This is a genomic window from Escherichia sp. WS1368 (assembly GCF_046487485.1).
Classification (GTDB): Bacteria; Pseudomonadota; Gammaproteobacteria; order Enterobacterales; family Enterobacteriaceae; genus Escherichia; species Escherichia coli.
This window is the reverse complement of the sequence record NZ_JBJQJI010000002.1, coordinates 285,076-297,281: the sequence shown is the minus strand read 5'-3', so window position 1 is coordinate 297,281 and position 12,206 is coordinate 285,076. Positions and strand designations below refer to the sequence as shown.

The window sequence follows — 12,206 nt, the reverse complement described above, 5'->3', positions numbered from 1 at the left end:
GGAATAGCAGGTGGTGCCTGGTTTCCCGTTAAGGCTAAGGGATTTTCACGTCACAGGTACTTTTTTGGCACGATAAGCACTGGGCGAGCAACCGACTAAGCGATAAAAAAAGCGCGCAAAATAAGCCGGATCCTTAAAACCGAGTTGCCAGGCAATATTGTTCACGGCGTTATCAGAAAACAGCAGCAGCCGCTTGGCTTCTCGCAGCTGCCTGTCGAAAATCAACCGTTTTGGCGGACGGTTGGCAAAGCGACGGCAGATGTCCGTGAGTCGTGATTCGGTGATATGCAGTTCGTTAGCGTAATCCGGTACTGTCCAGTGCTGATGAAAATGGCTTTCAATCAGCATATGAAAACGCTGGAACAGTTTTAATTCTCCGCGCATCCCGCTGGCGGCATGGTCGTCGAGTTTTGCGTTACGCAGCAGTAGGGTGAACACTGCCTGTGCCAGGAGCGTCAGGGTGTGTTCCCGTCCAGGCAGTTGTTCCACCGATTCCCGCTCTATCAGTTGCCAATAGTGTTCCAGCGCCGCCAGTTCGTCGGGTTTATCTGCCAGTGACAGGCAAATCCCCGGCAGGCCGAAGGTTTCCCGAGTGCCCGGATACAGAACTTCCAGCAGGGGCCAGATCAGATCTTCCCGTACCGTCAACACATGACCGTCGGCGTCAGACTCCGTAATAAACGCATGAGGTACTGACGGCGGCGTCAGGACAAACAGGGGCGCTTCCACCGAGTAGCGATGATCGTCAAGCTGTAGCTCAATCTGTCCGCTATTGAGGAAATGCATCTGAAAGTACTGTTCGTGGCGATGTGGCAGCATATGGCGGCCAAAAAATGCCGCCATGCGGGCGAACGACTGATAATGCACATCGTCCGTACCCAGGCTTTCATCGTACTCTTTGCTGATATCAATATTGGCAATCTGACGGTCACGCATCGTCGTTCCTTACGGGGTCGCTCGCGGACGGGAGGACTGCATTGGAATCGCCCAGATAATCCCCGCACCAATCACCAGCAGCGCGGCAACAAACCACAATCCACTGTTAAAGCTGCCGGTCAGATCTTTCAACCAGCCGATCATAAACGGACTTAATGCTGAACCAATGTTGCCAGTGGCGTTGATCACCGCAATACCGATCGCTCGTGCCCGCAGGCTGATGGACTGATCCGGTGTTGTCCAGAAAATCGCCATTGCGCTGAATGATCCGGTCGAAGCCATAATGATCCCCAGCATCTGGATCATGTTGTGATCAGTTGCCGAAGCCAGTAACCAACCAGCGGCAGCGAACAAATAAGGAAGGGCGGTGTGATGCCTTCGTTCCTGGCGGTGATCTGAGTGACGGCTCCAGTAAATCATCCCGAGAATGGTACAAATCTGCGGTACGGCGGCCAGCAGGCCGATGGTGATATTACTGCTGCCCTGATTAAAGCTTTGCAGGATCTGCGGTGTCCAGATGCTGATCGCACTAAGTGTGTTGGTCAGGCAGAAATACGCCAGGGTATACATCATCACCACCGGAGTGAAGATCTCCCGCCACATGCTGCGTTGTTGCATGGCGTGGTGGCTGATGGCTCCCTCTGGCTGAACCAGCGTCAGACGATCGTTATCCATCATCTCTTGCAGGCATTTTTTGTCTTCTTTCGTCAGCCACTTAGCTTTGTCCGGTGAGTCATCAAGCCAGAACCACACCATGATGCCGAGTAATACCGACGGGAAGCCTTCCAGCAAAAACAGCCACTGCCAGCCTTTTAATGCCATTACGCCATCCAGCGACAAAATGTAGCCGGAAACGATCGATCCCAACGCTGTCGTTACCGGCATTGCCACCATAAACAAGGCGTTGGCACGGGCGCGGAAATAGGCCGGAAACCAGAAGGTTAAATACAGCAGAATGCCAGGCAGAAAGCCGGCTTCGGTAATGCCAACCAGTATACGCAGTACGTACAAGCTAGTGGGGCCAGTGGCAAACATGGTGGCAGTAGAGGCGATGCCCCAAAGCACCATGATGGTGGCGATCCAGCGCCGCGCACCGACAATACTCAGCATAATGTTGCTGGGAATGCCGAAGATGACATAAGCGGCGTAGAACAGGGTGGTGGCGAGGCCAAACATGGTGGCGCTCAGACCGAGGTCGCGTCCCATCGTGAGTCCGGCAAAGCCGATGTTGATGCGATCAAGGAACGAGAAGATAAACAGCACGAACAGAAAGACGATCAGGCGGCGAAACAGCTTCTTAATAACCGCCTGTTGTCCGGCAGTCAGCGCTTTATGCTGATTCGCCGGATCGATACTCTCCGGTATGGCAGGTGAGGTGTCGCTCATTTTTCTTCCTCTAATGGGATTTTTGTAGGGTACGACAAGGTTTATGGCGGATGCGCACAAACGCCTTATCCGGTCCGCGATTTGGTACGGCTTTTTGCCGGATGCGGCGTAAACGCCTTATCCGGCCTACGGTTTGGTGCGAGTGTAGGCCGGATAAGCGCAGCGCATCCGGCATTAATACACGTCGGGCTTAATCGCTGTAGCCTGCGCACCAAACCGTGCTGCCAGCGCTTCGGCGGCGCGGGCGAGCAGGGTGGTGTCAACGCCGACGGCGACAAACAGCGCGCCCAGTTCCAGATAGCGTTTTGCCAGTTGCTCATTGGCGATCAGGATCCCCGGCGCTTTGCCCGCTTCGCGGATCTGCACGATCGCCTGCTCAATCGCGGCCTGTACTTCCGGGTGCTGAGGATTACCGGCATAACCCATATCGGCGCTCAGATCCGCCGGGCCGATAAACACGCCGTCGACCCCTTCCACGTCCAGAATCTGCGGTAAGTTCTTCATTGCCTCACGCGTTTCGATCTGCACCAGCACGCACATTTGATCGTTGGCTTTTTGCAGGTAATCAGGAATACGATTCCAGCGCGAGGCTCGGGCCAGCGCACTGCCCACACCGCGAATACCGGCGGGGGGATAACGGGTGGCGCGTACCGCTTCACGGGCTTCGTCAGCGTTTTGAACCATCGGCACCAGTAAGGTTTGTGTGCCGACATCCAGCAGTTGTTTGATTTGCACCGGATCGTTCCACGACGGACGTACCACCGGCTGGCTGGGGTAGGGCGCAATCGCCTGTAGCTGGGTGAGCACGGTTTGCACGTTATTCGGCGCGTGCTCACCGTCGATCAATAACCAGTCGAATCCTGCTCCGGCCAGTAACTCTGCGCTGTAGCTGCTACTTAGCCCCAGCCATAATCCGATCTGCGGGCGGCCTGCTTTCAGCGCCGCTTTAAAACTGTTTTCCATCGTTCTCTCCTTAAACAAAGCGGCAGCTAATGGAGCCCATGTTGCCGTAATCGACGTGGAAGGTATCGCCCTTACGCGCCGGAACCGGGCGGGTGAACGAACCGCCGAGAATGATTTGCCCGGCTTCCAGTTGTACGTCATACGGTGCGAGTTTGTTCGCCAGCCAGGCCACGCCGTTTGCCGGATGATTTAGCACACCAGCGGCGACGCCAGTTTCTTCAATCACGCCATTGCGATACATCAGGGCGGAGATCCAACGCAGATCCAGTTCGTCTGGTTTGATCGGACGACCGCCGAGGATCACTCCGGCGTTGGCGGCGTTATCAGAAATGGTGTCGAACACTTTGCGCGGGCGCTGGGTTTCCGGATCGATGTTGTGGCAGCGGGCGTCGATCAGCTCCAGCGCCGGGATCACGTAGTCCGTGGCGTTGTAGACGTCGAACAGCGTGCAGTTTGGCCCACGCAGCGGTTTTGCCAGCACAAAAGCCAGCTCCACTTCAATGCGCGGCACGATAAAGCGATCGGTCGGGATATCGCTGCCATCGTGGAAGAACATGTCGTCCAGCAATGCACCGTAATCTGGCTCGCTGATTTGTGAGCTGGCCTGCATCGCTTTCGAGGTCAGGCCGATTTTGTGGCCTTTCAGCGTGCGGCCTTCGGCGATTTTCAGTCGGACCCATTCGCGCTGTACGGCGTAGGCGTCTTCAATGGTGATCTCCGGGTAATCCAGCGAGATCGCGCGGATCTGTTCACGCTGTTTTTCTGCCTGATCCAGACGCTGGGCGATCAGGGTGTGGGTGTGTTTATCGAACATAGCGATATCCTGTGGCATTGCCGGATGCGGCTGCGCCTTATCATCCAGCCTGGAAGCTGGTGCAAATTTATTTAAACAACGCGTGTACGTTGTTCTGTTTGAAATTCAACGTCGGGTGCAGCTCTGCAATCTCAAATGAAAGCGCCAGGTAACGGCTCTCCATCAGTGAGGCGAAGTGCGTTTTAATCAGATCAAACAGCATTTCGCCTACTTCCTGACGGCTTTCCAGACTGCGCCCGCTGCCGATTTTTAGCGTCATATGCACAAAGGCGTAATCGTGCTTGCCATCAGCCATTTGCCAGGTATCGATCCAGTGTGCCCGGCTACGTATTCCCCCAAGCGGAAAAATCCCCGTTGCCGCCAGTGCAGTGTTAACACTGGCAAACAGCTCAGGTAAGCGGGCTTCTTCACGAATATTTTCAGTACATTCCACGATAAAGTGCGGCATAAAACGTCCTTACGCGGGAAGCGGGAAAACAGCGTTAACCTGACCGGTGCCAGAGCTTGGGAATAGCTCGGTGATAAACTCCACCTTGCCGTCGTATTTATCCCAGCCGAGCATCCCCAGCAGCATCACCGTGTCGTGCATATTGCCTTCGCCGTAGCAGTAGTCGGCATACTCCGGCAGCATATTGCAGAACTCGTTGAACTGGCCTTCGCGCCACAGCTTCACCACGCGCTCGTCCATCTGGCGGTCGAACTCGCGGGTGTAGCTGTTCATCCCTTCTTCCGCTCGCTGATCGTCAATAAAGCGGTGCGATAACGAACCGCTGGCAAGGACCGCCACGGTGCCGTCGTACTGTTCGATCGCTTTCAGAATAGCCTCGCCCAGCTTGCGGCTGTCGGCAAAATCGTGAACAGTGCAGAAAGCTGAAATGGAAACCACTTTGAAGTGCTTGTCTTCATTCATGTAGCGCATTGGCACCAGCGTGCCGTATTCCAGTTTCAGGCTGGGAATGTTGTGCGCTTTTGCCCGCACGCCGAGCTTTAAGGCTTCATCGGCAATAAGCTGCCCCAACTCCGGGTTGCCCTCGTAGTTGTAGGTCATATCGCGGATAAAATGCGGCAGCTCGTTGCTGGTGTAGACGCCTTCAAAATGGTCTGCACAGTTGATGTGATAAGCACTGTTGACCAGCCAGTGGGTATCGAAAACGATAATGGTATCGACGCCCATTTCCCGGCAACGCTTGCTGATCTCTTTATGCCCGTCGATCGCGCCCTGGCGGCAACCGTGGTTTTTCCCTGGCAGTTCAGAGAGATACATCGACGGTACGTGCGTGATCTTGGCGGCTAACGCTAACTTACCCATATCAGACTCCCCATTTCGGAATTGGATGGTCGCCCATGGAAATGCAGACGTTCTTCATTTCCGCGAACACTTCGAAGCTGTACTCACCGCCTTCACGCCCGGTGCCGGAGGCTTTTACGCCGCCAAATGGCTGGCGCAGGTCACGCACGTTCTGGGTGTTGACGAACACCATGCCTGCTTCAATGCCACGCGCCAGGCGTAACACTTTGCTGACATCCTGTGTCCAGATGTATGACGCGAGGCCGTACTCCACGTCGTTTGCCAGGCGCAGACCTTCGGCTTCGTCTTTAAACGGCAGCAGGCAGGCGACCGGCCCGAAAATCTCTTCCTGGGCGACGCGCATACGGTTATCTACGTCTGCCAGCACCGTTGGGCGCAGGAAGTTGCCGCCTTTCAGATGTGCAGGCAGGTCAGACGGTTTATCCGGGCCGCCCGCCAGCAGGGTTGCGCCTTCTTCAATGCCGAGACGGATATAGCCAGAGACTTTTTCCCAGTGCTGCTGGCTGATAAGCGCCCCAACCTGGGTATTCGGATCGTTCGGATCGCCCACGCGCAGACGGTTGGCGCGTTCGGCAAAGCGTTTAACGAATTCCGGGTAGATGCTTTGCTGAATAAAGATGCGCGAACCGGCGGTGCAGCGCTCGCCGTTGATCGAGAAGATGGTGAACAGGGCGGCGTCCAGCGCGCGTTCAATATCGGCATCTTCAAAAATCAGCACCGGCGATTTACCGCCCAGTTCCATGGAGTATTTTTTCAGCCCGGCGTTTTTCATGATGTTGCGCCCGGTCGCCGTACCGCCGGTGAACGACACGGCACGTACGTCATGATGACGAACCAGCGCATCCCCTGCGGTTGCGCCGTAGCCCTGTACCACGTTCAGCACGCCTGCCGGAATACCGGCTTCCAGCGCCAGCTCACCCAGGCGGTCAGCGGTCAGCGGGGAGAGTTCCGACATCTTCAGCACCGCGGTATTGCCCAGCGCCAGACACGGCGCGACCTTCCATGTGGCGGTCATAAACGGCACGTTCCACGGCGATACCAGCGCACAAACGCCTACCGGTTGCACCAGCGTGTAGTTGAGCATCTTGTCGTCAACCGGATAGGTCTTGCCGTTCATCTGCTGGCAGACTTCCGCGAAAAATTCAAAGTTGTGAGAAGCGCGTGGGATCAACACATTTTTGGTCTGATGGATCGGCAGGCCCGTGTCCGCGGTTTCCATCGCGGCGATCTCAGGCACGTTCTGGTCGATCAGATCGCCCAGACGGCGCATCAGGCGCGCACGCTCTTTCATCGGCAGATTGGCCCATTTCGGGAACGCCTCTTTCGCTGCCGCTACCGCCTGATTGATCTCCGCTTCACCGCCGGAGGCCACATCTGCCAGCACTTCACCCGTTGCCGGATTGGTGGTCTGGAAGTAGTCGTTACCTGCAACATTTTTGCCGTTGATCCAATGATTTACTTTTTTCATTTCGCTGTTTCCTCACTCACAATTCGGTTCACCAGGCGGCCCACGCCTTCTACTTCCACCACTACTTCATCACCAGGCACCACGTCAGATAAGCCTTTTGGTGTGCCGGTGGCGATCATGTCGCCCGGATTCAGGGTCATAAATTCGCTTAAGTAGGCGATCAGGAAGGGCACGCTGAAGATCAGATCGGCGGTGGTGCCTTGCTGGCGTAACTCGCCGTTGACGAAGGTGCGAAGGGTCAGATTATGCGGGTCCGGGATCGCCTCTTTCGGCACGATGGTTGAAAGCATCGGCGTCAGTCCGTCGCGGCTTTTTACCCGCAGGTTAGGGCGGTAGTAGTTTTCCAGATAGTCGCGAATGGCGTAGTCGTTACACACGGTGTAGCCCGCGACATAATCCATGGCATCGGCTTCGCTGACGTTACGCGCCTGCTTGCCAATAACTACCACCAGCTCCGCTTCGTAGTGCATGTATTCAATATTGTTCGGGCGCACGGAGGTCTGGTTATCGCCCGTGAGGGTATTCGGCGCTTTCAGGAACACCAGCGGTTCTTCCGGTGGCTTAAATTCCAGTTCGCTGGCGTGGTCGGCGTAGTTCAGGCCGAGGGCAAACAGCGTGCCGTGCGGGTGTGGCTGCGTTGGGAAGCTCTTGCGCGTGGTCACTTCACGTTCGTCCACTACCGGATTTTCCAGCGGCGGGAAACCTTCTGCGAGAACACGCACGCGATCGCCTGGCTGTATTTCCACGCGCGCCTGTGGCGTGCCGAGCAGAATGGCATCGCCTGGATTCAGCGTGGCAAATTCGCTCAGGGCGCTCAGCAACTGCGCGGCGTTACGTTGTAAATCGGAGGTGTTCCAGTGATCGGCAGGACGCCCGTTGATCTCGGTATAGATGGTCAGATTATCGACATTGCTGAGAGCCACGGTTTCGCCAATGGGGCAGAATCCATCACGACATTTTGCTTTGATTGCCGGGCGGTAAAAGCTCTCTTCCGGCAGGCTGACGTCGTTAGCCAGCGCATATCCGGCGATGTACTCTGCCGCATCTTCTTCACGTACTTTCGTCGCCGTTTTTCCCACAATCAGCGCAACTGTCGCACCGCTCAGTACCTTTTCACCCTGTGGAAAGGGAATCGGTTCACCGCAACCAATCACCGTATTGCGCGGTTTAATAAACCAGACCGCAGTTTTAGGCGGGGCTTTGTAGGGGGATTGCTGGAACGCTTCCTGCCATACATCAAGCTGGCTGCGATGGTTCAACGCTACGGCGAAGATAGTGCCTTTCATTACCACTCCTCGGATTCGATCATTTTAATCATTAATATGTTAATGATTACTTTTATTCCCGATTGCGTAGTTTGGCAAAAGTAAGTGATGTAAATGTGATCTAATTAACAAACTATTTACATTTGCAGGTAATAAAATACTAAATATCAGTAAGTTAATAAAGTATGCTCAATTTTGATAAAATGAGGAATTGCGGGGATAGCTCAGTCCCGGTAACGTGATGATTAACTGTTTCTATATTAATGATTTTGAATTTTTCAGGGGAAAGATAATGCACGACTCACTAACCATTGCGTTGCTCCAGGCGCGAGAAGCGGCGATGAGTTATTTTCGCCCAATCGTTAAACGGCATAATTTGACTGAGCAACAGTGGCGCATCGTGCGTATTCTGGCGGAAAGCCCATCAATGGATTTTCACGATCTGGCGTATCGCGCCTGCATTTTGCGCCCAAGCCTGACCGGGATCCTCACGCGGATGGAACGCGACGGTTTAGTGTTGCGATTAAAGCCGATCAATGATCAGCGGAAGCTCTATATCTCGCTAACCAAAGAGGGGCAGGCGCTGTATAACCGCGCCCAGACACAGATTGAAGAAGCCTATCGGCAGATTGAAGCTCAGTTTACTGCCGAGAAAATGCAACAGTTAACCCATCTGTTAGAGGAATTTATTGCTCTGGGCAATTCCCGACAAGAAGACATCCCGGGCGATAATGAATAACTTTTTAGTATCTGATAACCAGCGCCTGGTTTTTCCATGGATGGCGGGTTACACCTTTTCATAAAGTTTTTGCTTTCCAGGCCGAAAATCTTGCATCGGTCCACAGGAAAGAGAAACCATGTTAAAACGTATCAAAATTGTGACCAGCTTACTGCTGGTTTTGGCCGTTTTTGGCCTTTTACAACTGACATCAGGCGGTCTGTTCTTTAATGCCTTAAAGAATGACAAAGAAAATTTCACTGTTTTACAAACCATTCGCCAGCAGCAATCCACGCTGAATGGCAGCTGGGTCGCGTTGTTGCAGACGCGTAACACCCTCAACCGCGCGGGTATCCGCTACATGATGGATCAGAATAATATTGGTAGCGGTTCAACCGTTGCTGAGCTGATGCAGAGTGCCAGTATTTCGCTGAAACAGGCGGAAAAAAACTGGGCGGATTACGAAGCGTTGCCGCGTGACCCGCGTCAGAGCACCGCCGCAGCGGCAGAGATCAAACGTAATTACGATATTTATCACAATGCGCTGGCGGAGCTGATCCAACTGTTAGGTGCAGGCAAAATCAACGAGTTCTTTGATCAGCCGACCCAGGGATATCAGGACGGTTTCGAGAAGCAGTATGTGGCTTACATGGAGCAAAACGATCGGCTCTATGATATCGCCGTCAGCGATAATAATGCCTCCTACAGCCAGGCGATGTGGATTCTGGTGGGCGTGATGATCGTCGTACTGGCGGTCATCTTCGCCGTCTGGTTCGGTATTAAAGCCTCGTTGGTAGCGCCAATGAATCGCCTGATTGACAGCATTCGTCATATTGCAGGCGGCGATCTGGTGAAACCGATTGAGGTGGATGGCTCTAATGAGATGGGGCAACTGGCAGAGAGTTTGCGCCATATGCAGGGAGAGCTGATGCGTACCGTCGGTGATGTGCGCAACGGGGCCAATGCCATTTATAGCGGTGCCAGCGAAATCGCCACCGGCAATAACGATCTCTCTTCGCGCACCGAGCAACAGGCCGCTTCGCTGGAAGAGACGGCAGCCAGCATGGAGCAACTGACCGCAACGGTGAAACAGAACGCCGAGAATGCGCGTCAGGCCAGCCATCTGGCGTTAAGTGCTTCTGAAACGGCGCAACGCGGCGGCAAAGTGGTGGATAACGTAGTACAGACCATGCGCGATATCTCCACCAGTTCGCAGAAAATCGCCGATATTATCAGCGTAATTGACGGCATTGCCTTCCAGACCAATATTCTGGCTTTGAACGCCGCGGTTGAGGCTGCGCGTGCGGGTGAGCAAGGGCGCGGTTTTGCGGTGGTCGCGGGAGAAGTGCGTAATCTGGCCCAGCGCAGCGCCCAGGCGGCTCGTGAAATTAAAAGCCTGATTGAAGACTCGGTGGGGAAAGTGGATGTTGGCTCTACGCTGGTCGAAAGCGCCGGGGAAACAATGGCGGAGATTGTCAGCGCCGTGACCCGCGTGACGGACATTATGGGCGAAATTGCTTCTGCTTCTGATGAGCAGAGCCGTGGTATCGATCAGGTTGGCTTAGCGGTTGCTGAGATGGACCGGGTAACTCAACAGAACGCTGCGCTGGTGGAAGAATCTGCCGCTGCCGCCGCCGCGCTGGAAGAGCAGGCCAGTCGCCTGACCGAAGCTGTGGCAGTGTTCCGGATTCAGCAACAGCAGCAACAGCAGCGTGAAACATCGGCTGTAGTAAAAACCGTGACGCCAGCTACGCCGCGTAAAATGGCCGTGGCAGATAGCGGGGAGAACTGGGAAACGTTTTAATCGCCATAAAAATGCCCGATAAGCAAAATGTTATCGGGCATAGGGAGTTTAATCTTTACGCGGGTCGTTGATCGGCTGACGAACCAGGAAGATGTACGCCAGTGCTCCCGCTGCGGTGACGCAACCGCAGATGATTAGTGCCAGACGGAATGAGTGGGTGGTATCAACAATAAAACCAGTAATGATCGGCGCAAAAGAGGCGCAGATGAAGCTGGCAAAGTTCTGGATACTGCCCACCGACGCCGTCATGCGAGAAGCAACTGCGACGTGGATCAAGCCCCAGCAGGATGTTCCGGCAAAGTGAATACAGAACAGTGCCATGCCAATCAGCAGAACCGCCGTCATGGATGTTGTCGCTTGCGGTACGACCAGCGTAAAGGCGGCAGAACAGAACATCCCGGCAATAATGCAGATCTTACGGCTTTTAATCGGAGCCATTCCCCCTTTGACCAGCCAGTCAGTAACGTAACCGTTGACCAGCATCCCGGCAGCCCCAAACAGGAAAGGGATAGCCGCCATCAACCCTGTGCTTTTTAAATCCAGGTTATAGGCTGTTTGCAGGTAACCAGGAAGCCAGGCCAGATACAGCCACGCAGTGTAGTTGATGCCACTGAATCCGAGCATCATTCCCCACATTGTGCGGTTACGGAACAGGCTGCGCCATTCGGCAAAACTGAGCGGATCTCGGCGGGCATTGACGCTACCTGCATTGAGATAAGCTTGTTCAACGGCAGTCAGTTCTACGTGCTCGCGGTTGCGATAGAGCATATACCAGCCAATGGCGAGAAAAATCCCCAGCACACCAATGGTAATAAACATCCCACGCCAGCCCATCACCAGCATCATCGCCGCCAGAATCGGTGGGCTTACGGCAACGCCAATGGTAGAAGCTGCGTTGAAGAAGCCCATCGGGCGTCCGCGCTCTTTGATGTTGAACCAGTCGTTAATGACTTTTACGCCACATGGGTTCATCGGCGCTTCACCAATCCCCATACCGATACGCACCAACACGAACTGCGTAAAGCTGTGCACCATGCCAGACATGGCCTGGAACAGTGACCAGAAGAACATCCCCAGTCCCAGCATCAGGCGTGGGCCTTTACGATCCAATAGTGGGCCGCAAGGAAGTTGCGCAATCCCGTAAGCGAGTGAAAACACGGAGAGCAAAGCGCCGATTTCGGTGGCACTTAATCCCAATTCTTCACGAATCGTTAAATTTGCTACCGACAGCGAACTGCGGTCGAGATAATTGATTACCGCCGCAAAAAATAATAACAACATGGCGGTGGTTTGAATGCGTTTAATTCGGGTACTGCGTTGAACTAATCCATCTGGTGGCACGGGAATATCTGCCGACGAAGATGGAGTAAATGAAGAACGCGGATCGAGGGTGATATTTTCTTTTTCCACGCCGGACTCCTGTATTTATAATTTTAATTGTTTACGTAATTGTGCATTACGCAAGGTTGATATTAACGGCAGGTTAAAGTTTTAGGACTTTACTACCGCTCACAAAAACATTTTTAGTCGACTGATTGTGAGC

At 54.1% G+C, this 12,206-nt stretch carries 11 protein-coding genes; 2 read left to right on the top strand and 9 right to left on the bottom strand.

The window, feature by feature from the left end:
* Positions 1-45: 45 nt before the first annotated feature.
* The 8 genes from hpaA to hpaG all read right to left on the bottom strand — a co-directional run bounded on the left by hpaA (position 46) and on the right by hpaG (position 8,162).
* Positions 46-936 carry a 4-hydroxyphenylacetate catabolism regulatory protein HpaA gene (gene hpaA, locus ACJHYD_RS07095; RefSeq protein ID WP_001205639.1) on the bottom strand — a complete coding sequence of 297 codons (891 nt, stop codon included), beginning with the start codon at positions 934-936 and terminating at the stop codon, positions 46-48.
* Between the two features lie 9 nt (positions 937-945).
* Positions 946-2,322, bottom strand: coding sequence for a 4-hydroxyphenylacetate permease (gene hpaX, locus ACJHYD_RS07090; protein WP_001285761.1), 1,377 nt, complete (start codon positions 2,320-2,322; stop codon positions 946-948).
* Between the two features lie 174 nt (positions 2,323-2,496).
* Positions 2,497-3,285, bottom strand: a complete 789-nt coding sequence (hpaI, locus tag ACJHYD_RS07085) for a 4-hydroxy-2-oxoheptanedioate aldolase (RefSeq protein WP_000431702.1) — start codon at positions 3,283-3,285, stop codon at positions 2,497-2,499.
* A 10-nt stretch (positions 3,286-3,295) separates the two neighbouring features.
* Positions 3,296-4,099: a 2-oxo-hept-4-ene-1,7-dioate hydratase gene (gene hpaH, locus ACJHYD_RS07080; RefSeq protein ID WP_000459750.1), complete on the bottom strand. Its 804-nt coding sequence runs from the start codon at positions 4,097-4,099 to the stop codon at positions 3,296-3,298.
* A 67-nt stretch (positions 4,100-4,166) separates the two neighbouring features.
* The gene (locus ACJHYD_RS07075) at positions 4,167-4,547 is read right to left on the bottom strand and encodes a 5-carboxymethyl-2-hydroxymuconate Delta-isomerase (protein ID WP_001119868.1); all 381 of its coding nucleotides are present in this window, start codon (positions 4,545-4,547) and stop codon (positions 4,167-4,169) included.
* Between the two features lie 9 nt (positions 4,548-4,556).
* Positions 4,557-5,408 (bottom strand): 3,4-dihydroxyphenylacetate 2,3-dioxygenase, encoded by an 852-nt coding sequence (gene hpaD / locus ACJHYD_RS07070; protein ID WP_001612286.1) that lies wholly within the window; start codon positions 5,406-5,408, stop codon positions 4,557-4,559.
* Between the two features lies 1 nt (position 5,409).
* On the bottom strand, positions 5,410-6,876 hold the full coding sequence (hpaE, locus tag ACJHYD_RS07065) for a 5-carboxymethyl-2-hydroxymuconate semialdehyde dehydrogenase (protein WP_000757512.1): 1,467 nt from the start codon (positions 6,874-6,876) through the stop codon (positions 5,410-5,412).
* Positions 6,873-8,162, bottom strand: coding sequence for a 4-hydroxyphenylacetate degradation bifunctional isomerase/decarboxylase (gene hpaG / locus ACJHYD_RS07060; RefSeq protein WP_021561431.1), 1,290 nt, complete (start codon positions 8,160-8,162; stop codon positions 6,873-6,875). The genes hpaE and hpaG overlap by 4 nt, the downstream gene beginning before the upstream one ends.
* Positions 8,163-8,433: 271 nt before the next feature.
* Here hpaG and hpaR point away from each other — a divergent pair, with 271 nt between their 5' ends.
* Both hpaR and tsr read left to right on the top strand, forming a co-directional pair.
* Positions 8,434-8,880, top strand: a complete 447-nt coding sequence (gene hpaR / locus ACJHYD_RS07055; RefSeq protein ID WP_000543916.1) for a homoprotocatechuate degradation operon regulator HpaR — start codon at positions 8,434-8,436, stop codon at positions 8,878-8,880.
* 118 nt (positions 8,881-8,998) lie between these two features.
* Positions 8,999-10,663 (top strand): methyl-accepting chemotaxis protein, encoded by a 1,665-nt coding sequence (gene tsr, locus ACJHYD_RS07050; protein WP_000919571.1) that lies wholly within the window; start codon positions 8,999-9,001, stop codon positions 10,661-10,663.
* A 48-nt stretch (positions 10,664-10,711) separates the two neighbouring features.
* On the opposite strand, the gene ACJHYD_RS07045 is transcribed toward tsr, so the two are convergent.
* Positions 10,712-12,073: an MFS transporter gene (locus tag ACJHYD_RS07045; protein ID WP_000410144.1), complete on the bottom strand. Its 1,362-nt coding sequence runs from the start codon at positions 12,071-12,073 to the stop codon at positions 10,712-10,714.
* Positions 12,074-12,206: the final 133 nt, after the last annotated feature.

Bases quoted from the DNA above. Each gene is read 5' to 3' on its own strand.
- hpaA (WP_001205639.1), bottom strand. From the start codon at position 936: ATGCGTGACCGTCAGATTGCCAATATTGATATCAGCAAAGAGTACGAT.
- hpaX (WP_001285761.1), bottom strand. From the start codon at position 2,322: ATGAGCGACACCTCACCTGCCATACCGGAGAGTATCGATCCGGCGAAT.
- hpaI (WP_000431702.1), bottom strand. From the start codon at position 3,285: ATGGAAAACAGTTTTAAAGCGGCGCTGAAAGCAGGCCGCCCGCAGATC.
- hpaH (WP_000459750.1), bottom strand. From the start codon at position 4,099: ATGTTCGATAAACACACCCACACCCTGATCGCCCAGCGTCTGGATCAG.
- ACJHYD_RS07075 (WP_001119868.1), bottom strand. From the start codon at position 4,547: ATGCCGCACTTTATCGTGGAATGTACTGAAAATATTCGTGAAGAAGCC.
- hpaD (WP_001612286.1), bottom strand. From the start codon at position 5,408: ATGGGTAAGTTAGCGTTAGCCGCCAAGATCACGCACGTACCGTCGATG.
- hpaE (WP_000757512.1), bottom strand. From the start codon at position 6,876: ATGAAAAAAGTAAATCATTGGATCAACGGCAAAAATGTTGCAGGTAAC.
- hpaG (WP_021561431.1), bottom strand. From the start codon at position 8,162: ATGAAAGGCACTATCTTCGCCGTAGCGTTGAACCATCGCAGCCAGCTT.
- hpaR (WP_000543916.1), top strand. From the start codon at position 8,434: ATGCACGACTCACTAACCATTGCGTTGCTCCAGGCGCGAGAAGCGGCG.
- tsr (WP_000919571.1), top strand. From the start codon at position 8,999: ATGTTAAAACGTATCAAAATTGTGACCAGCTTACTGCTGGTTTTGGCC.